Origin of the sequence: Halalkalicoccus sp. NIPERK01 (assembly GCF_030287405.1) — an archaeon.
GTDB lineage: Archaea > Halobacteriota > Halobacteria > Halobacteriales > Halalkalicoccaceae > Halalkalicoccus.
On the sequence record NZ_JASVVV010000005.1, the window covers coordinates 130,772 to 149,582 of the forward strand.

At 58.0% G+C, this 18,811-nt stretch carries 25 protein-coding genes and 2 pseudogenes; 12 read left to right on the forward strand and 15 right to left on the reverse strand.

The genetic code is table 11. The features are described from left to right. The first annotated feature begins 184 nt into the window (after positions 1 to 184). Both QRT08_RS14610 and phaC read left to right on the forward strand, forming a co-directional pair. Positions 185 to 823 carry a MaoC/PaaZ C-terminal domain-containing protein gene (locus QRT08_RS14610; protein ID WP_286046704.1) on the forward strand — a complete coding sequence of 213 codons (639 nt, stop codon included), beginning with the start codon at positions 185 to 187 and terminating at the stop codon, positions 821 to 823. 26 nt (positions 824 to 849) lie between these two features. Continuing rightward, a complete protein-coding gene (gene phaC / locus QRT08_RS14615; protein ID WP_483299967.1) occupies positions 850 to 2,199 on the forward strand; it encodes a class III poly(R)-hydroxyalkanoic acid synthase subunit PhaC in 1,350 nt (449 codons plus the stop codon). Between the two features lie 27 nt (positions 2,200 to 2,226). Here phaC and QRT08_RS14620 read toward each other — a convergent pair whose 3' ends face one another. Next, positions 2,227 to 2,817: a cupredoxin domain-containing protein gene (locus QRT08_RS14620; RefSeq protein WP_286046706.1), complete on the reverse strand. Its 591-nt coding sequence runs from the start codon at positions 2,815 to 2,817 to the stop codon at positions 2,227 to 2,229. Between the two features lie 7 nt (positions 2,818 to 2,824). Next, a complete protein-coding gene (locus QRT08_RS14625; RefSeq protein WP_286046707.1) occupies positions 2,825 to 3,193 on the reverse strand; it encodes an SHOCT domain-containing protein in 369 nt (122 codons plus the stop codon). Between the two features lie 469 nt (positions 3,194 to 3,662). On the opposite strand from QRT08_RS14625, the gene QRT08_RS14630 reads away from it, so the two are divergent. Next, positions 3,663 to 3,860, forward strand: a complete 198-nt coding sequence (locus QRT08_RS14630) for a hypothetical protein (protein ID WP_286046708.1) — start codon at positions 3,663 to 3,665, stop codon at positions 3,858 to 3,860. 146 nt (positions 3,861 to 4,006) lie between these two features. Continuing rightward, positions 4,007 to 5,494 (forward strand): hypothetical protein, encoded by a 1,488-nt coding sequence (locus QRT08_RS14635; protein ID WP_286046709.1) that lies wholly within the window; start codon positions 4,007 to 4,009, stop codon positions 5,492 to 5,494. A 154-nt stretch (positions 5,495 to 5,648) separates the two neighbouring features. Here the strand turns inward: QRT08_RS14635 and QRT08_RS14640 are convergent, their stop codons facing one another. The 8 genes from QRT08_RS14640 to QRT08_RS14675 all read right to left on the reverse strand — a co-directional run bounded on the left by QRT08_RS14640 (position 5,649) and on the right by QRT08_RS14675 (position 9,074). Beyond that, positions 5,649 to 5,870 (reverse strand): hypothetical protein, encoded by a 222-nt coding sequence (locus tag QRT08_RS14640; RefSeq protein ID WP_286046710.1) that lies wholly within the window; start codon positions 5,868 to 5,870, stop codon positions 5,649 to 5,651. A gap of 99 nt (positions 5,871 to 5,969) precedes the next feature. Further along, positions 5,970 to 6,134: a hypothetical protein gene (locus tag QRT08_RS14645; protein ID WP_286046711.1), complete on the reverse strand. Its 165-nt coding sequence runs from the start codon at positions 6,132 to 6,134 to the stop codon at positions 5,970 to 5,972. A gap of 160 nt (positions 6,135 to 6,294) precedes the next feature. Further along, positions 6,295 to 7,047, reverse strand: a complete 753-nt coding sequence (locus QRT08_RS14650; protein WP_286046712.1) for a plastocyanin/azurin family copper-binding protein — start codon at positions 7,045 to 7,047, stop codon at positions 6,295 to 6,297. A 20-nt stretch (positions 7,048 to 7,067) separates the two neighbouring features. Then, the gene (locus QRT08_RS14655) at positions 7,068 to 7,376 is read right to left on the reverse strand and encodes a thioredoxin family protein (RefSeq protein WP_286046713.1); all 309 of its coding nucleotides are present in this window, start codon (positions 7,374 to 7,376) and stop codon (positions 7,068 to 7,070) included. 123 nt (positions 7,377 to 7,499) lie between these two features. Further along, complete coding sequence (locus tag QRT08_RS14660) at positions 7,500 to 7,853, reverse strand: SHOCT domain-containing protein (protein ID WP_286046714.1); 354 nt, start codon at positions 7,851 to 7,853, stop codon at positions 7,500 to 7,502. Between the two features lie 6 nt (positions 7,854 to 7,859). Beyond that, the gene (locus tag QRT08_RS14665; protein ID WP_286046715.1) at positions 7,860 to 8,276 is read right to left on the reverse strand and encodes a DUF302 domain-containing protein; all 417 of its coding nucleotides are present in this window, start codon (positions 8,274 to 8,276) and stop codon (positions 7,860 to 7,862) included. Between the two features lie 93 nt (positions 8,277 to 8,369). After that, positions 8,370 to 8,720: an SHOCT domain-containing protein gene (locus tag QRT08_RS14670; RefSeq protein ID WP_286046716.1), complete on the reverse strand. Its 351-nt coding sequence runs from the start codon at positions 8,718 to 8,720 to the stop codon at positions 8,370 to 8,372. Positions 8,721 to 8,777: 57 nt separating this feature from the next. Then, positions 8,778 to 9,074 (reverse strand): hypothetical protein, encoded by a 297-nt coding sequence (locus tag QRT08_RS14675; RefSeq protein WP_286046717.1) that lies wholly within the window; start codon positions 9,072 to 9,074, stop codon positions 8,778 to 8,780. A 327-nt stretch (positions 9,075 to 9,401) separates the two neighbouring features. Here QRT08_RS14675 and QRT08_RS14680 point away from each other — a divergent pair, with 327 nt between their 5' ends. Beyond that, positions 9,402 to 10,139 carry a DUF4396 domain-containing protein gene (locus QRT08_RS14680; RefSeq protein ID WP_286046718.1) on the forward strand — a complete coding sequence of 246 codons (738 nt, stop codon included), beginning with the start codon at positions 9,402 to 9,404 and terminating at the stop codon, positions 10,137 to 10,139. Positions 10,140 to 10,239: 100 nt separating this feature from the next. Further along, a complete protein-coding gene (locus QRT08_RS14685; protein WP_286046719.1) occupies positions 10,240 to 11,238 on the forward strand; it encodes a potassium channel family protein in 999 nt (332 codons plus the stop codon). Between the two features lie 20 nt (positions 11,239 to 11,258). Here QRT08_RS14685 and QRT08_RS18900 read toward each other — a convergent pair. The 3 genes and pseudogenes from QRT08_RS18900 to QRT08_RS14700 all read right to left on the reverse strand — a co-directional run. After that, positions 11,259 to 11,442: pseudogene (locus QRT08_RS18900) on the reverse strand (DUF7967 family protein); the annotation flags it as partial. Between the two features lie 137 nt (positions 11,443 to 11,579). Beyond that, positions 11,580 to 11,918: a four-helix bundle copper-binding protein gene (locus tag QRT08_RS14695; protein WP_255198976.1), complete on the reverse strand. Its 339-nt coding sequence runs from the start codon at positions 11,916 to 11,918 to the stop codon at positions 11,580 to 11,582. 251 nt (positions 11,919 to 12,169) lie between these two features. Continuing rightward, positions 12,170 to 12,769 (reverse strand): AsnC family transcriptional regulator, encoded by a 600-nt coding sequence (locus tag QRT08_RS14700; RefSeq protein ID WP_286046721.1) that lies wholly within the window; start codon positions 12,767 to 12,769, stop codon positions 12,170 to 12,172. Between the two features lie 249 nt (positions 12,770 to 13,018). Here QRT08_RS14700 and QRT08_RS14705 point away from each other — a divergent pair. Beyond that, a pseudogene (locus QRT08_RS14705) lies at positions 13,019 to 14,347 on the forward strand (permease). Between the two features lie 246 nt (positions 14,348 to 14,593). Here the strand turns inward: QRT08_RS14705 and QRT08_RS14710 are convergent. Further along, a complete protein-coding gene (locus QRT08_RS14710) occupies positions 14,594 to 15,187 on the reverse strand; it encodes a helix-turn-helix transcriptional regulator (protein WP_286046722.1) in 594 nt (197 codons plus the stop codon). 355 nt (positions 15,188 to 15,542) lie between these two features. On the opposite strand from QRT08_RS14710, the gene QRT08_RS14715 reads away from it, so the two are divergent. The 5 genes from QRT08_RS14715 (at position 15,543) to QRT08_RS14735 (ending at position 18,294) form a co-directional block, all read left to right on the forward strand. Then, positions 15,543 to 15,842 (forward strand): hypothetical protein, encoded by a 300-nt coding sequence (locus tag QRT08_RS14715; protein ID WP_286046723.1) that lies wholly within the window; start codon positions 15,543 to 15,545, stop codon positions 15,840 to 15,842. 22 nt (positions 15,843 to 15,864) lie between these two features. Beyond that, on the forward strand, positions 15,865 to 16,380 hold the full coding sequence (locus QRT08_RS14720; RefSeq protein WP_286046724.1) for an SRPBCC family protein: 516 nt from the start codon (positions 15,865 to 15,867) through the stop codon (positions 16,378 to 16,380). 123 nt (positions 16,381 to 16,503) lie between these two features. Beyond that, on the forward strand, positions 16,504 to 17,271 hold the full coding sequence (locus QRT08_RS14725) for a hypothetical protein (RefSeq protein WP_286046725.1): 768 nt from the start codon (positions 16,504 to 16,506) through the stop codon (positions 17,269 to 17,271). Between the two features lie 144 nt (positions 17,272 to 17,415). After that, positions 17,416 to 17,970, forward strand: coding sequence for a DoxX family protein (locus tag QRT08_RS14730; RefSeq protein ID WP_286046726.1), 555 nt, complete (start codon positions 17,416 to 17,418; stop codon positions 17,968 to 17,970). Positions 17,971 to 18,099: 129 nt separating this feature from the next. Then, positions 18,100 to 18,294 carry a heavy-metal-associated domain-containing protein gene (locus QRT08_RS14735; protein WP_286046727.1) on the forward strand — a complete coding sequence of 65 codons (195 nt, stop codon included), beginning with the start codon at positions 18,100 to 18,102 and terminating at the stop codon, positions 18,292 to 18,294. A 299-nt stretch (positions 18,295 to 18,593) separates the two neighbouring features. On the opposite strand, the gene QRT08_RS14740 is transcribed toward QRT08_RS14735, so the two are convergent. Then, positions 18,594 to 18,803: a hypothetical protein gene (locus tag QRT08_RS14740; protein ID WP_286046728.1), complete on the reverse strand. Its 210-nt coding sequence runs from the start codon at positions 18,801 to 18,803 to the stop codon at positions 18,594 to 18,596. Between the last annotated feature and the right edge of the window lie 8 nt (positions 18,804 to 18,811).

Sequence of the window (18,811 nt, forward strand, 5' to 3'; positions counted from 1 at the left end):
TAGAAGGACTATGACCCAGACATTCTGGTTTATAAATCGTATGTGGCTATACGGAGTTTGCGGGGTCCCGAAAGGAGTCACGCATACGTTGATGCTTAGCCGCTCCGTTATTCTCTAGACAGCTATCGAATCCATCCGACAAGTCGTGACGCCCGATCCTTAACGAAACTCCCGGACTGTACCCATGCCAGTTGATCCCGTATGCGGGATGGAAATCCCACCGGACGCTGTAGAACCGACCACCGAGTACGAGGGAGAGTCATTCTACTTCTGTTCGACGGACTGCCTCGAACTATTCGAAGGCGCCCCCAAGAAGTACGTCGAGACTCCTCACCCACATCTCGTCGAGGCGAGTGGAGCCATTCTCCCTCGCCTGCCATATGGCCGCGCAAAAGGCGAATTCGATATCGATATCGAAGATCCCACATCGCTCCAGGAGGGTGACAGCGTCAGTTTCTCGAAGGTAATCACAGACGACGACGTTCGGAAATTCGCCGAAGCGACCAGCGACACGAACGCTCTCCACCTCAACGACGCATTCGCTGAGAAGACGAGGTTCGGCCACCGGATCGTCCACGGGACACTCGTCTCCGGACTGATCAGCGCCGCGCTCGCGTGTTTCCCCGGCCTCACGATCTACATCTCGCAGAACCTCGAGTTCCGACGCCCGGTCGACATCGGCGAATCACTGACGGCTCAATGCAAGATCGTCGACGAACTCGAAGGCGACCGATATCGGCTCACGACGCGCATCGAAAACGACGCTGGTGAGATCGTCCTCGATGGAACAGCGACAGTGCTGATCGACCCGCTCCCGGAGTGACTCGTCCGTACAGCCAGGTTAAGACCATGAATCCGTTCACAGCCCCACTGGAGATTCAATGCAGAATGCTCACCCAGGGAGCGGACGCCGCCGAGAAGATGCGCCTTCTTCCGGATCGGCTCGAAGATCTCGCTTCCGTCGAGGTCGGGCAGACTCCGAGTGAGGTCATCTACTCCGAGAACAAACTCGATCTCCTCCACTACGAGTCACTCACAGACGACCCGCACAACACGCCTCTCCTCGTCGTCTATGCGTTGATCAACCGTCCCTACATCCTTGACCTTCAGTTCGACAAAAGCGTGGTTCGGCGATTTCTCGAGGATGGCTTCGATGTCTATCTCATCGACTGGGGTGAGCCGTCCCAACTCGACGCATCGCTGACGCTGGGCGACTACGTGAATCGGTACATCGACAACTGCGCCGACGTCGTCCGTGAGCGAACTGGCACTGACGCCATCAACATCCTCGGCTACTGCATGGGCGGGACGCTGAGCACGATGTACGCGGCGCTCCATTCAGAGAAGGTTCGTACTCTTGGCCTCATGGCCACGGGATTGTGTTTCGACGATACGGGTGGTATCCTCGAACAATGGGGAAGCAAGGAGTACTTCGATCCAGAAGCGATTACCGAGACGTACGGAAATGTCCCGGCGGAGTTTCTCGCGACGGGGTTCGCCCAGATGAATCCCGTCGACACGTACCTCGGCAAATACACGATTCTGTTCGACAACCTTGACGACAAGACGGCCGTCGAGAACTTCGGCCGTATGGAACGCTGGGTACGTGACGGGGTTGACGTCGCGGGAGAAGCCTACCGCCAGTTCATCGAGGACATTTACCAGAAGAACGCACTCTACCAGAACGAACTGGTACTGGACGGCACCCCTGTCGACATCGGGAATCTCACGATGCCGGTGTTACAGATCATTGGCTCGTTCGACCATCTCATCCCGCCTGACGCGAGCAAGCCCTTCACCGAGGTTATTCCGAGTGAGGACACCGACATCTACGAATTCCCGACCGGCCATGTCGGGATGGCCGTCTCAGGGAAGGCTCACGCGGAGTTGTGGCCTCGTGTCGCGACGTGGTTCCGTGAGCGGTCGGTAACACAGACTGAGGAGTCGGCCACGGTCAGCCAAGATGAGGCTGAAGCGGAGGCTGACCAGGATCAGTCGCTGCAGACGCTCGACGGGATCGGTCCGACGTATGAGGAGCGTCTCCACGACGCCGGGATCACGACGGTGACGCTACTCGTAGCCGCAGACCCAGTCCAGCTTGCTGACCAACTCGGTCTCAGCGAATCACGAGTGACGGCCTGGATTGAGCAAGCGAGGCAGTTCGCGGGTTCGTCCGACGATAGTACTGGAAGTAATTGACCGTCGATTCGTGGCAGTGACGAGCACTCACGTGACGACGATGCCGCCGTCGATCTCCATGTAGGGGTGGCCGTAACCGCAGTAGGTCAGGCAACTCAGCGTGTAATCACCACGTCGTGTCGCACCGAGTTGACGAACAACAGGTCTGGTGGCGCTCTGCGGGAGCGCAACCGAATGCATCATCATGCCACCACCCATGTGAACCTGTCCGGATGGCATGATTGCGAGGCTGTGGTCGGGATACTGCTCGTTCGCCTCCTCCAGCAGTTCGTGAAAGTCGCCGTCGGCCGGGGGCGGGATACGTTCCTCGTTTCGTTCTTCGAGTGTCTCGTGGTCGGGAAGAGCCTCGCGGATCGACGGGGGAAGGGATTGCATGGCTTGACTCGAGAGCGTGTTGAACGAAACGACGCGAAGAACATCGTTCCGTTGCAGGCTGACACGCTCCTGTTCCTCCCCGGAGTCATCGAACATGACGAAGCCCCAGTGGTAGGCTCCGACGTAGATCGTCCTGTCGACGCCGTCGCCACTGCCAGGGAGATTCCCGACGCAGCCAGAGAGACCTGCGATGCCAGCTCCAAGCGCGGTCAAGAACTCCCGCCGCTGTACTGTCGGAGACATGATCGTGCTATTGCGACTCCTCGCCGCTGAGTTTCGTCCGCCGCTCCTCGAACTCTTCGTCGGAGAGATCACCGCGAGCGTACGCCACTCGGAGTTCCTCGAGTGCTCTATCGCCCGTTAGCGATGACCCGACACCGCCGACGAGGCCGCGATAGAGGAGATAGCCGATACCGACGAGGACGACGAGCCAGACGAGCATCATCCCGATACCCCACAGCGGCGAGAGACCGCCAGCCATCCCGCCGCCCCACCACCAGCCCATCATGCCCATCATCGGCATCGCGAACACCATCATCAACAGCGGGAATAGGACGATTACCGCCAGGACGATCAGGACGATGCGGAGCAAGCCGTCGGACGTACGCTCTGTGGACATAGTGAACCACTAGGGAGGTTCGTCGACTGCGTCCATAAGCTTGGTCGGCTGCCAGTACCGCTCCAGTGATGTCTCCTGACTTGGGGGACGGCCGATACGTTGCTTCGGCTCTGTTGAAACCCTCGGTAACTGATAGTTAGTTAGGGGCGTGCTGAATACATAGCGCGTATCTCGCACGGCCCCAGGTTTGGATGAGGTCTATCGAATCGAGGATACTGGACTTACGAGGATTGGTTGGGGATGTTCGTCGGGGTGTTCTCCGGTCGGTCAACAAGAGCAGCGACCACGAGAAGAGCGGCAACGGGTAGGATGAACACGCTGAGGGCGGTTTGCCAAAACCCCAGTAGAAACAGCCCAAAGACGCCTACTGCCGTGAGAGTGGCTCTGTGGAGTACGACACCGGCCCCTCCGAGTACGGCGGCACCTGCGATAATCAAAAGAGAACGAGTCGAGACTGGCTGTAGCCTGGTTGAGGAAGATAGTAAAGGAGTACACCAACAAGCACGAGAACGGAGAGAAGGGCCACGACGTGGGGTGGAGCGTCGAGATAGTCCACGTCGGCGTCGGTCTCTCCGTCGACGTGTTAGAGCGGCTGGTCGCGCACAAGCTCAGTGTAGTCAGTGTCGCACCGCAGGGACGTGAGACTGTGAGGGTGGCAGTCATGTAGCCCTCCGAACCCTTTTCGCTCCCCTTCTCCAACCCCTCACGTATGGCGAGCGTACCGATTTCCGACAGGCCGAGGACGTCCCACGATATCAAACTAAGGCCTAGTCCATGGCCGTACGAATCTGAGGACAACTACCCACTTTCTCAATGACTGGTGGGATTGCGCACATCAACAAGAAGGAATTCACACCGCTGGTTGAGGCTGTACTTGAGTCAGACGATCCAAAAGGAACTTTTGACGATTATCGAGAGAAGAACTGGAATACAGATAAGCGGCATCAGGTCAACTCCCTTCGGGAAATTCTCGTCGAGGCTGTAGCTGAATGCCTGAATCATGATGAGTTCGCAATTAGTGCGAATGCAGCAGTCATTCTTCGGGAGCATATGTTGCTCTGCTCCCGCGTCTGTGATTTGGACGCCCTCGTCGCAGCCCTGACCGACCAGGTGAACGAACGGCGTATCCAACCTGCGAAAGAAGCCGCGACTACCTTAGCGTTCTTTTTGAGCACACGTCCGCCCGACCGATATCTGCCTCGGTGGGACGGATCAGATCCAATGGCGTCGACGTCTATGCTTGAGGATCTCGACCAACATAGACTTATCAGGGACGTACCGATCGATTCTGGCTATCTGCATAGAATTTCGCCGGCAACTGTTGAATCAGCGATTGATGCTCTCATCTCGAATTTGAATCGGAAAGAGTACAAGCGCAGTTCCGAGTGGGCAGTGGCTAGAGAGTGCGCCAAAGCACTCGGGGCAATTGGTTACCAACGTCCAGAACTAGTTTCGGAGGCAGTGCCAGCAATTGAGAAATTGTTAGGAAAGCCCGACGAACGTCAGGGATGGCTTGTGTACGCCCTGACCTCAATCGGATACACACGCCCAGACCTCGTCCCAGATGATCTCGCCTCTCGCCTCAAGGAGTACTCTGAAAATGGCAGCCTCGGACCGGATTGGCAACTCTATTATGCCGCCCAGGTGGGTCATCGAAAAATCGGACACGCCCCCATTTACTTGCAGGAAGAGGGCTGTGATGCAGATTCTGACCTCAAGCCTGTCGTTGAGAAGTTATTCAATTTCATGTTGAATCGCTTTCCTTCTGGGCCAGAGGAATGCATACAGGCGTTCATCGAAATCTATCGCTGTCGCCCTGATGATTTAGTGAGTATCCTGAGCGACGAGTTAGACCTGATACTGCAGGGTAACCCTCGGGCGTATGAATTCCCAGACAATTTCATGCGCCTCTTGAGTGAGTTAGCTGGTGTTGATGCAGCAGACCTGAAACCGATATTAGACCGATCTGATGAGATCTATCGCGACCATACCAAATCTCATTACTGGTATGAAAATGCCCTTGAACTCCATCGACGAGTCGCCGTCCAAGACGAGGACTTACTCCCAGCTAACTTGGGAGACACAGTAACGGAGTTTGTGGAATCTGAGGGACGGGCAAGCGTCAAAACGGGCGTCCGTAGGTTCTTAGAGGAAATCGGGCAGTTGGATGACGACCTCGAAGCAGAGTTGCAAGGGCCGTCTATCATAGGCTCTATTGAGGAGTTAGTGGATAGCGAAGAGTTTGAAGTTGAGTCCTTAGTTGAAGAGATCGACCCCAAAGAGGCAGAATCAGACGGTTAGTGGGTTTTCACGCCCATCTGGGGGTCCACCCACTACGTGCAATCAACCCACGACTGGTGCTGAACTCACCCTCTATATGCAGCACGGCCTTCCTGTCAGGTCCTGAGGATTTCAACAGAACCGTTGCTTCGTGTCTTCATCGAGATGATTCCACTCAGCAGCAGTCGTTTTCGCCGGGTGACCACTCGCACGCGTTGCCCGTCGTCAGGTCGTTTTCGTCCACATAGGTCGAGAGACAGGCATAGTTACAGAAGTACATTGGTGAGCCACAATCGTCGTTACAGTCACGTACACAGATCGGGTCGTGGTCGAAGATACGTGACCCACAGTACGCACAGGCCTCGTCGGCGTCGGGGAGTTCGACGGTCGTAGACATACCTGTGCTACGGGCACGAGTCAAAAACGTATTTCGCCAGTCGAACATCCATATACTTCGACTCCGGGCTGTCCGCGGTGTAGGCGTGAGACGGAGCTACTAGAACTCGATCGCTCCGATCATCGGCTCGCCGACACACTTCGGGCAGACATCGGTGTCGTAATCCTCCATACAGTGCCGGTGGCAGGAGACCCCGCAGTGCTCGCAGACGAACACCTCGTCGTCACTGGTACACTGTGACTCACAGATGTAGCACCGGACCATGGCTCGTAAAACGTACGGTGGCTATCGAGATAAATCGCTGTGCCCATGCATCTCTGCTAATGACACCTGATTTCGGCACGGGTCGTCCCACATCGAGATTGGAGACTGGCTTGTACTCGACGAGCGTCGGGACTTCCACACGCGCAGACCCAGGCAGGCTTCAGTTCTCTTGATTCTGCACCAATCGCTCACGGCGTCGTTGGAACTCCGCTTCGTCGATCTCGCCTCGTGCGTATCGGCGTTGGAGGGTTTCCATCGCGGAATCGTCGCTCTCGGGAGGTGCGTCACCTCGACCCAGTGCCCAGTAGAGGAGTCCACCGACCAGCCCGATCAGTCCGAGTGCCCCGCCGACGAGCGGCAGCCCGCCACCCCAGCCACCGTTTCGGCCATTCATCATTCCAGGACCAGACCCCATCCCGGGGCCCATCATTCCGCCATCGGAGTTCCTGGTACCGCCGGTGCTGGACCCATACGCTATTGCACCCTGTTCGACGATCGCGTCGCTCTCGGGTACGTCACCGTCCGGTATCGGACTCGCTTCAGCTGGCCCGCCGGGACTGCCGACGACGATGCGACCGACCATCCCGACCGACTTGTGCGGGATGCAGTAGTAGTCGTACGTGCCCGGTTCCTCGAACGTATGTTCGAACCCTCCCGACGAGATGACTCCACTATCGAACGCGCTGGCGTCGGACGGAATTCGGCTCTCGTAAGCCGTCGCAGAGTGTGTTCCGGCCGCGATCTCGAAGCGGACGGTCGTACCGGGCTCGACGTGGAGCCCGATCGGGTCGAAGTAGTTGTTGCCCATCCTGACGACGGGCGTCTCCTGGGCAGTGACGGGCCGGGTGAGTCCCGCTGTCGCGACTGTGCTGGCTCCGAGCGCTCCCAGAAACTGGCGTCTACTGTAAGTCATTGTCTGTGTGTTGGGTTCCGTCATCTGCGTACGATACTGGCGAGCCGCTCCGCGAGTCCGGTCGATTGCTGGTCTGCGTCTTCGATAGCCGCCTCCAGCTCGTCTCGCTCGACGATGCCGATGAACTCCTCAGTTCGATCCCCGTTTGCGTACACGAGTGTCGTGGGTGTCTTTCGGACAGCGTACTCCTTGGCAGTCCCCAGATCGGTCTGGATGTCGACCTTCCGGAATTCGATGTCTGGATACGCGTCCTCGATGCCCTCGTTTTTCTCTCGCTGCGTTGCGCACGCCCCGCAGGTTTCCTGCGTGAAGAGGAGTACTTCGATCATAGTATCTAGTATGATATTGTACTTTTTGCACAGTTCTATTCGCATCTGAAAGCTGTGAGGGTCACAGATTTCGGATTCCAAGGCTGCGTACGTGAGCAACCCCGGAGCTGCTGGTCGCACCGATTACTCCGAGCGTTCGAGCTTGTCTCGGCGGGTTTCGAACTCTTCCTCAGTGAGATCACCACGGGCGTACGCCATGCGCAATTCCTCCATCGCAGGATTCCGCGACGACTGCGATTCCGTCACGCGACGGAAGATGAGATATCCTCCACCCAGCAGGACGAGGAGGAAGACCAGCGGCACAAGCATCCCAACGAGTGGCCACCAGCCGCTGGTCGTCCCGTATCCGCCCATCATTCCACCGTAGCCCATCATCCCGCCGAATCCCATTCCCATCGTGAGCAGGGGGAGAACGATGATTGCCCCGAGGATGAGGAGGACGATGGTTGTAGTGTCGAGTTGATTCGATGACGACATCGATGCTTAGACCTCCGACGAGGATTCGAGTTCGTCCACGACACTGGCGAGGACGCGCTCGAACCGGTCGTGGACCTCATTGGCGATCGAGTCGAGCGCCTCGTTGTCGGCGATGCCAACCAGCTGTTGCGGATCGACTGCACTCACGATGACGTCTCCATCGTCCGTTTCGTAGACGATGACGTTACACGGAAGGAGTGCGCCGAGTTCGATCTCCTCGTTCAGGCCCTCGTGTGCCAGTGCCGGGTTGCACGCACCGAGGATGCGGTACTGTCGGAACTCCTCGCCGAGTTTCTCCTTGAACGTCGCCTGGACGTCGATGTCACAGAGAACGCCGAATCCTTCGTCTTTGAGCGCATCGATTGTCGTCTCGACCACCTGGTCGAAATCATTGGAGACGGACGTTTGTATTGTGTACTTCATACAACATACTACATTACTAGGAGTCTTAAGGGTGGGGTTTCGAAGCGGTCGTTGGGGATGGAGTCATCCGTGGTGGAACTGACACTGGATGGATCATCCGGTACGTTCCTGCTGCTCACGCCGTCGTTCGAATTCGTCATCGGAGAGTTCACCACGCGCGTAGCGATCTCTGAGGACCGACAGCGGCCGTTCGTTGGTTCCACCTCCATTACGCCTCGCGAGCGTGAAGATGAGGTAAAGCGGGAATGCGAGCAGTAGCCCCATCCAGAGGAGACCCCACAGCCCCATCGCGCCGCCGAAGAGTCCCCATCCTCCGCCCATCATGCCGCCGCCGTAGCCGCCGCCCATAGCGGCAGCTGTGCCGGTCGTCGCGACCAGCAGCGGGACGGCGAGTAGCGTAAGTCGCCGAGCAGTGCGTCCGATGTGAGTGGTGAGTTGCGTCATTATCTTGAGTTAGTGAGTCGCGGTGTTCTGTCGAAGCGATCGAAACGGTCAGGGTCGTCAGCAGTGGCCCTGCCCGTACATCCCGCCGTTGTAGTCGTCGTCACCCATGTCTTGGGCCATCTCGTCGACGGTCACACCCATGTGCGACTCCATCCACTCGACAGCACCGGGGCCCATGTGTTCGGTCATGTGGCCTTCCATCCAGGCCGCCCAGTCGGCGGTGGTCCCGTCGTACGGGGGCGCGTCGTCTGCAGTCGTTTCGTTGCCGTGTGCGCTGACCACAGGCGCAGCGAACGCGAGTCCGACGATCGCGAGCGCCACGAGCAGCCAGCGGCCGAGTTTGAAGGTGGTCATTGTCTTTCTCCTCGGTTAGTCATAGGACCCCTCAGGAGTTATCGCGGTGGGTGTGAACCCGCGCAGGAGAACGTTCGAGAACGTGTATCGGGCGTTCTAATCGTTTTTGAGGAACAGAATCGTCCGTAGCTGCCGAATTCGCCGAGGGTGAGGATTGACTGCCTCTTCGTCATGGATCGGTTGAAAGCCAGCGATAGTGAGACGATCTACTTTGGAATGTTAACCACAACTGCAGAAAGTTCCCTTCCCCTACTAGGTCATGTACCGATTCACCAACCCGCGGAGGATACCGCACAGCTTCGAATTCCTTCAGATATTCCATAGACTATGCCACTCCAGGGACTCCTCATACAGATCGAACACGCGCTCGCACCGGTACGGCACCTAATGAAACCAATCCTCTCAGACCCGCTCGTAATGGGTGTCTGGGCGCTGTTCGTCCTCGCGTCCGTCGGCACCCTCTGGTGGGACATCCGCGAGCGGAATCAGGCGCTGCCGTCACTCATGAAAGGTGTCTGGACGTTGGTTGTCCTCTACTCTGGGCCGTTCGGCTTGGCGGTCTACTGGTACTCTGGCCGCACCCAGATCAGCAACGATTCGGTGTGGCGGCGTGGGTTCCGCTCGACCGCTCACTGCTATTCGGGATGTGGTGCCGGTGAAGTCCTCGGGTTCGCGCTCCTCGCGGGCCTGCTCGCACTTCAGAGTACACTCCTCGTCGCTGCAGGAACGTTCGCGCTCGCGTATCTATTCGGCTACGCCCTGACAGTCGGCCCGCTGATGCAGGAGGGCGTCGGCTTTGGCGAGGCGATGCTTGACGCCCTCTATAGCGAGACGCCGAGCATCACCATCATGGAGATCGCTGCTATCGGAACTGATCTGCTGATCGCCAGCCAGGCCCACATCTCCGATCTGCTGTTCTGGGGCGCACTCGCGTTCTCGCTATCTGTTGGGTTCGTCTTCGCGTTCCCGGTCAACGCCGTTTTGGTCCACTTCGGCGTCAAGGAAGGCATGAAGAATCCGGCCGAGATGAGACAGAGCGGCGGACAGGCACAGGCCGCCGACTAGTGCATCTCACAATAATGGTTCAGATGTCACCACCATCGACGATGAACTCGCCGCCTGTCCCTGCGCGGTTTGATCCGACTTCGGGGAGAACGACAGACCAATGAACTATCTCTACTTCGGCTTGGGCGTAAGTCTGCTCATCGTAGCCGTGACCGACCTCCTGTGGACGACCCTCTGGGTCGAGGCCGGTGCCGGACCCCTTACCGCACGCCTGATGCGGGGGACTTGGAAACTGCTACGACGCGTTGGAACCTACAGCCCTCGCATTCGGACGCTCGCCGGTCCGGTGGTTCTCGCCCTCGGGCTTGGGATGTGGATCGCCCTGCTCTGGGGCGGGTGGATGTTCGTCTTCGCGAGTGCTGAGAACGCTCTGAGAGACACCATCGACACGGGCCCCATCTCCTGGGCTGAACGATTCTACTTCGTGGGATATTCGTTGTTCACGATGGGGAACGGCGATTTCGCGCCCCGAGATGGCCTATGGCAGATCTTGACTGCGCTGATGACCGCCAGCGGGATGTTACTGGTGACACTGAGCATTACCTACGTCCTCTCCGTCCTTGACGCAGTTACGCAGAAACGCTCGTTTGCGCAGGACGTGAGTGGACTCGGACTGGACGGCGAATCGATCGTCACTACTACTTGGAACGGTAGCGCGTTCGACGACGTCGCGCTCCCACTCAACAGTATCACTACAGCGCTGAACGAACTGACAGCCAATCACAAGGCCTACCCCATCCTGCACTACTTCTACACCGACGACCGTGAGGCCGCCGCCGTGCTGAGTGGCGCCAGTCTCGACGACGCCCTGACCCTCTGGCAGCAAGCGACGCCCGAGGAGGACAGGCCCGGCAACTCAATTCTCAAAAACGCGCGCTCGAGTGTCCAGAACTACCTCGACACGGTCAGCACGTTCGCGACGCCGTCCGACGAGCAGCCGCCCTCACCAGACCTCGCCGTCCTCCGCGACGCTGGTGTTCCAACGGTATCAAACGAAGAGTTCGACGACGCGCTCAAAGACCTGGAAACTCGACGCCGAACCATGTATGGGGTAATTCGGGCGGACGCACGCCAGTGGCCGGGTGCCTGGGAAGAGTAGTACCGAATGACCTCGGAGGGTTCGAGATCAGGCGCCGAGACGTCCCTCGCAGCAGTCAACGAGTTCAGATACAACCTGTGCGGCGAACTCTCGCTGGAAGAGCCGCGTGCCATCGGGAGTCGCGTACTTGAGGACGATGAGGTCGCGGTTGTTGTACCCGCGCTCGACGAGCTACATGCGAATGTCGTCCGTCTCGTCTGTCATACGCACAGGGAGGGCTACTACGACAGTAGGTTGTTCGGTCACGGGCGAACGACCGGACTGTCGTATCCGCAATTGGTCGGGTGAGTGTCCGAGAGTGAAAAAGAAAATCGACGTCGGAGAACCGACGCGGTTGTGGCTTACGCCATCGAGCGGCAGGACTCCGCGCACTCGCGGAGCGGTTCGACACAAGCCTGACAGTGGTCGTGGTCGTGCTGTTCACACTCGTCGGCGCAGGCTTCACACACGTCGGCGCACGTCTCCGCGATGTCGCTGTTGAATTGCGAGCCCGATGCACAGAGCTGAGCGCACGTCGAGGCGACTGTGACTACGTCGCGACAGAGTCGGAGGCACTCTTCCATCTCCTCGCCCTTACCGATGCACTCGTCGGCGCAATGGGCGCACGCCTTCACAGCTTCATGACAGTTGTCGATACACTCGCGGGTCGAATCGTCGAGCAGATCGTTGATTTGAGCCATCGCGTTCAGTACTACGACCGACTCCTTTTCCTGAGTTGTGGCTACCGATCCAAGTGGGGAAACAAACGATTCCGTCCTGTCCGCTTAAGGGCTCGAAAAGGTAGACCTCGGTCATCTGGTGCATAGATGAATTAGCGTCTGACTTCACGTTGGAGCGAATCGACGCTCCAGTTGTTTCACATCCCAAAATAGCAGGCTGACCAATCCATGGTTTGTAACCGCGGACAAAGACCTGATTCAGACTGCCGCGTCTACTCGTCGGCTGCCTGTTTCAGGGACTCGTACTGCTCGACGATTTTCTCCGCGCACGACGAGCAACAGACGTGATACAGGTCTCCGGAGTCCACCTCTACTTTTTGACCATCCTCCGAGATTGGTTTTCCACAGATCGTACACTCAATCGTCAGGTCGTCTGTTCCGAGCTGCGGCTGCCACGAAGAACCCAGAATTGACGTCACGTGATAATCCTCGATCTGATCGTCGCTCAGCGTGTCAGTGAGCAGCGACCGGAGTTCGGCCGGGGGAAGAACCGCCTTGACGACCACCGTCGAGTCGACTGTGTAGAAGACGTGTTCCACCCCGTCGACATCTTGCAACTGGGAGAAGACGTCTTCAGCATGGGCGAGTCGCGTGTCGATTACCACGAGACACTCGTCCTCGTCGGCGAACTTCGTTCGATCCACGTCAACCGTGAACCGCCGTATGACGCCGAGGTCACGCAGTCGGTCGACACGATTTGAAACGGTCGGTGGAGAGAGGTCCACCTCCTCCGAAATTTCACGAAACGACCGACGGGCGTCATCCAGTAACAGCTCCAAGATAACTGCATCTGTTGAATCTAGCTCAGCCATAGGTACATGGATGGGCTGGGACGTTTTCTGACTACTGCTATTGAAGACGGTGCTGATGAAACGAGGATCTCGCCCTCACGAGTCATGCGAAACGCGGATTGAGGGAGTAGCTGTCCGTGTCCAGCTCACCAGCTGATTCAGAGTCTGGTATCTCCGTCGTCAACACGTTCCGGACAGAAAATTACGACCCTGTCTCACCCTGGAGTGTTAGCCGAAGCTCCGTAAAAGATCGAACCCCATGTATCCTATATGGAGAAAAAGGAATACGCGATCCTCGCCGTCATCGCGCTCGCGACGGTCGCACTCGGTGTCGTCACGACATCGAAGCCCTTGTGGCCGTTCTTCGTCGAGAGCACGCGCCAGTTCCTGACGACGACCGCTGCGATGGCGTGGATCACGTGGTGGGCGCTCGTGATCGGCTTCGCAATCGCCGGCGGCGTCGAAGCCTGGACGTCCGACGAGAAGGTCTCGGACCTGTTAGAGGGCCACGGCTTCCGGGAGATCGGGTACGGGTCGCTGTTCGGGTTCGTCTCCTCGTCGTGTTCCTACAGCGCCATCGCGACCGCGAAGAACCTCTTCAAGAAAGGGGGCTCGGCGGCGGCCACCCTCGGCGCGTTCATGTTCGCGTCGACCAACCTCGTCATCGAGATCGGTATCGTCATCTACCTCCTGCTGGGCTGGCAGTTCCTCGTCGCGGACGTCGTCGGCGGCTTCATGCTGATCGGCCTGATGGCCTTCGGCTTCGTCTACCTCACGCCCGACGAGGTCATCGAGCAGGCCCGAGAGAACATTCAAGACGAGGGCGACTCGACCGTCCAGGATCCGGTCTGCGGGATGGAGGTCAACCCCGAGGAAGCCGACTACTCGACTGAACACGACGGTCAGACCTACTACTTCTGCTCGCAGTCTTGTAAGGACAGCTTCGACCCGGAAGAGGCCAATACCACGATTCGCGAGTAGGCGATCTCCCTCTCGGGTTGGAAAGCGCTCGCGGACAAGCAGTGGTCGGAGTGGGGGATGCTCTGGGACGAAATCGCCATCGGCTTCATCTTCGCCGGGCTCATCGCTGGCTTCATTCCCGAGAGCGTCTGGACCTCCGTCTTCTCCGGGCCGACGTTCGGACTCCCGGTGTACGTCTTCTGGACGGCAGTCTTGGGTGCGGTCATCGGCGTCGCGACATTCGTCTGCTCGGTCGGAAACGTCCCGTTCGGCGCCGTTCTCTACGCCAACGGCCTGCCGTTCGGATCGGTGCTCTCATACATCTATGCGGACCTCATCGTCCCGCCGATCATGGACGCGTACCGTGAGTACTACGGCACGAAATTCGCGGCCATCCTCTCTGGGATGATCTTCGTCTCCGCCGTGCTCACGGGCTTTGTCATTCACTTCATCTTCCTCGGGGCGGGGGTCATCCCAGACCCATCGAGCGTCCAGATTGCAGAGGTGAAGATAGAGATGAACTACAAGATGGTCTTGAACATCCTCGCAACGGTGTTCTTCCTATTCCTCTACTGGCTGCACCGTTCGGACTCGATTGGAGATGAGGAGCACGGTGAGCACGCTCACACAGCCGACTAACGCTCTCGGTCTCTTTCGTTCAGTCGGTCGGCATCTTTGCTGTGCCAGTAGTCGGTGATCGTGGTGACGAGTTCGTCGATGGATCTGACCCCTCGGCTGGGACAGACACCCCGCGACCCCGGCGAAATAGAACTTGCACGCAATATAGACACGGCTGGTGAAAACGGGGTCACACGGACGTAGCTCGTCTCGAGTTCAGCACCGATGACGATGGTACCAAACGGTTCTAGTTCGCGGTAGCGATTGCTAGTGCGCTTGATTCTGCTGCAAGTCGTCACTCGGATAGATTCGATACGTCCGCCCCTGCCGTTCACGATACAACAATCCGCGCTTCTCGAGGGCGCTGACCGTCTGACTTACCTTGCTCTTCGAGAAGTCTGAGCGATCCCGCAGTTCGATCTGCGTAATACCGGGCGAGGATAGGACTGGTTCGAGGATACGGCGTTCGTCTTCCGGAAGGAGGTCTAACACGCGAGCCTGTGGCTGAGATTCTGGATTGATGGCCCCATCTGGTTGGGTGGTCCCCTCCGACGATTCGGCGATCTCAGGGTCGGTCGGAACCGCCATCTCATTCTGTGAGCGGTCCTTTACATCTGTGCTGGTGAGGTCGTCCCGAGCCGCGAGATACCCTCCACCGATGACAGCCGAGACGAGGAGGGTCCCGAGGACGTACCAAAGCGGGTTCGTTCCGTGAACCGCCCCCATCGATGTTCCCATCATCGATCCCATTTGCTCGAAGGCCTGCTGTTGCTGGTACGCTTGCCAACTGAGCGCACCGCCGACGATGAGGACGGCAGCGACTAGGCCACCGACGACTGTATCGGCCCGCCGCCGATTCATCCATCCCACCTCGATCTGCCGGTGGACTCGTTCATGCCTGAGAGATGGAAAGACATCGATGTACCAGTTGTGATTCTCACGAATGCTTAGCCAGAGGGCTTCAATACCGACATTACGAACGTATCGGCAACTCCAATCGTCGTTTTCTACGCCGGTAACTGCTCTTCTCTCCGGAGAGTAGTACTTCTACTGTAGACTAGTCCAGTCACGACACGAGTACTCGTCTCGAAATCCGTCTCGAGATCGCTGCCGTATCTTCTATCCATCTTGTATTCCTGATCGACATCGCCGATGCGGCGTGTACGTTCGATTCTAAGCAGCAAACCAATTGAACCAGTCGGACGTATCTCTACACATGAGTACTGCTACCACCGACCAAGAACCGTACGAGATGGGAATGGCCTCCGACGTGATGCATCTTGACGCACTGGCGCTCGCCGGCGCTGCGGCACTCGTGTCTGCCATCGTCATGCTCCTGCTCGGCGTGTTCGGAGCCATCGGCGTCTACGAGGGTGCGGTCGAGATGATGCAGCAGTGGCACATGTTCTTCGAGCCGACGGTCGTCGGGACCGTGGCTGGCATGATCGAGGCGGCCGTCATCAGCTTCATCCTCGTGTACCCCTTCGCGTGGCTGTACAACGTCATCGCTCGATAGGAGACGAACTGGAGGCCATCCAATGTATGTAACCGACAAAGCCGAAATCGTCATCGATGCCACCCCTGGTGAAATTTGGGAGTACGTGACCGACCCCGTCAACTGGACGGCGTCGAATTCCGAGGAACACTACGGGCTCGAATACGACACGCCCGACAACCGCCCGCAGGAGGGAGCAACGTTCCACCAGCGCGAAGAGGTTGCCGGCATGTACGCCGATCTGCATGGTCGGTTCTCCTACATCGATTATCCCAACGTGGCGGTCTGGACGGGGACAGCGTACTATCCGCTCCTTCGCGGTCTCGTCACCGTTCGAATCCCCGAGGGTGGCACCATTCGACTCGAAGAGGCCGAGGATGGAACCCGGATGTCACACGCCGTCTGGATGGATTTCCCGAACAACCGTCGTGGTCGTTTCCTGAAGTGGGTGTTCACGACTGTCCTCGACGGGAAGGCAAAGCTCTACGACCACACCAACAAGGAACTCGTCTTCTTCAAAACCCGGCTCGAAACCGAGGCTGTCACGCCGACGTCGTGAGCGCTACTGACGGGTCGACCTCCCGATTGTGAACTGGAGGCCGATCCACGAACCAACAGAGAAGTCGATTCGCAATACCAGATCGGAGCAACCGGTAAATCCGAAACGGACCATATCTACTCTATGGAGAATCACTCCGAACACGGGAGTCACAGTCCTCCCAAGGGATACGGGCCTGGTGGACACGCTACACTGGGCGGACTCTCGGTCGACGCAGATGGACTCCGCTTCGTCCCGACGGACACGCACTTCACACCCGGTGACCCGCTCGACTGGAGCTTCCAGGTCGTCACGTCGAGTGGCAATGTAGTGACCGAGTTCGACGAGGCTCACGGACAGCGTGGTCACCTCATCGTCGTCCGTCGAGACCTAACTCGATTCCAGCATCTCCATCCGACGCTTGACGCCGATGGAACTTGGCGTGTCGAATCATTCACACTCTCTGATCCCGGTGTCTACCGAGCGTTCATCGACTTGGTCGTCGACAGTCGACCGATGACACTCGGATTCGACCTCTTTGCTTCAGGGGAGATCGAGGTTGCTCCACGTCCGGACACGTCACCACGTGCGACAGCAGATGGATACGTCGTTGACCTCCAGACTGACGAAATTCTCGCCGGTGAGCCGGCTGAGCTAACGTTCGATATCAGGCGTGACGGCGAGCCCGTGTCGCGTCTGGATCCGTACCTGGGCGCACTCGGCCATCTCGTTGCGCTCCGCGAAGGCGATCTCGCCTACCTACACGTCCACCCTGAGGAGACGAGTCCCGACAGCGGACGAGTCGAATTCGGCGCGCAGTTTCCGACCCCCGGGAGATACCGGCTGTTCCTCCAATCGAAACCGGATGGGACGCTCATCACAACTCAGCACGATATTCGGATCGAACGCTGACACCCTCCCGAACGACTCCGAACCGACGCCCTACTTAAACCACTTACTACAACCACTTGCTCAATCGTAGGATCGCTTCTATCGTCGACTAATCCCCTTCGTCAGGATGACCTTTTTGTAGCTACTCGTGAACCATCTTACAATATGGCATCACAAGAAGTACAGCTGGAGAGTACCATCGGGGGCTTCACGGCACGCGGGAAACTACACACGTTGAGTGTCTGGTTCATCTTGGCACTTCGAGTGATGATGGGACTCGCGTTCCTCCAGAGTGGGCTCGATAAGGTGCTCTCCGGAAGCTTCAGCGCGGGGGGTTATCTGACGGGGGCAGTCCCGAACAACGGCGGTCCGGCCGCGGACCTGTTCGTTGCCATGGGAAACACGCCGTGGTTCGTCGACTTCGTGAACATCGCGGTCCCGTGGGGAGAGGTATTCATCGGCCTTGGATTGGTCTTCGGTGCCTTAACTCGACTCGCGGCATTCTGGGGCGCGTTCATGATGCTCTTGTTCTATCTCGGGAACTGGGAAATCGAACACGGCTACATCAACGGTGACTTCGCGTACATGCTCGTGTTTCTCTCCGTCGCTGCATTCGGGGCAGGACGGATACTGGGACTGGATGCCTACATCGAACGGTACGAGATTGGCGGCGAACCGCTCGTTGAGCGGTATCCGTGGACTCGATTCCTGCTCGGCTGAGGCTGCAATGTTCACTATCGGCGAGCGTATTGTGTCGGTTCTAGCTTTGCTTTCGAAGAAATAAAACTCGATTCACCACCGGATCAAAGGGAAAATCCGCATAAGAGAGGCAATCGTAGATATACCTGTATGACGACTATCACAGTCGAGGGAATGAGCTGTGAGCACTGCGAGCAGACCGTCGAGGGGGCACTCCGAGGCGTGAGCGGCGTGACCAATGCGACTGCCGATCGTGAAGCCGAGCATGCGACTGTTGAGGGAGACGCTGACGTCACAGCACTCGTACAGGCCGTCGAAGATGCTGGATACACCGCACTCGCCTAAGAGACTGCGGAGCGAAGTTTCAGTCAGCGAAGGACCTCGCCGTTCGCTCTCGCGGACTCGTCCTCCCAGATTCTCCACTCTCAGTTACAGAGACCGGACAAAATCAAAGGAGGGATGGCACCGATATACAACTCATGAGCAATCATCCCCATCACGACCAATCGGACGAGTCGTCATCAGACCCTCGTTCTCCCCGCCAGCCCGATGATACGGTTCCGTGTTGCCGTATTTGCCAGCTACAAGCAGGTTCAGAGACGGGAGATACTGTCTCTCCATCATCCGATCAGCACGTCCATCCGTCAGATCACGAGGGACACCGTAACGCCGAGACGGCCTCGACGGATGCGACAGAGACGGACGAACACGAAGCGCACGAACACGGCGACGGGCACGGGCACTCTCACTCCGAAACCGAACACGTTCACGACGGAGCTGACGAGCACGTTCACGAGTCTCATGACCACGGCGCACCCGTCCACGAGGGGGAACACGAGGACCACCGTGGACACACAGACCA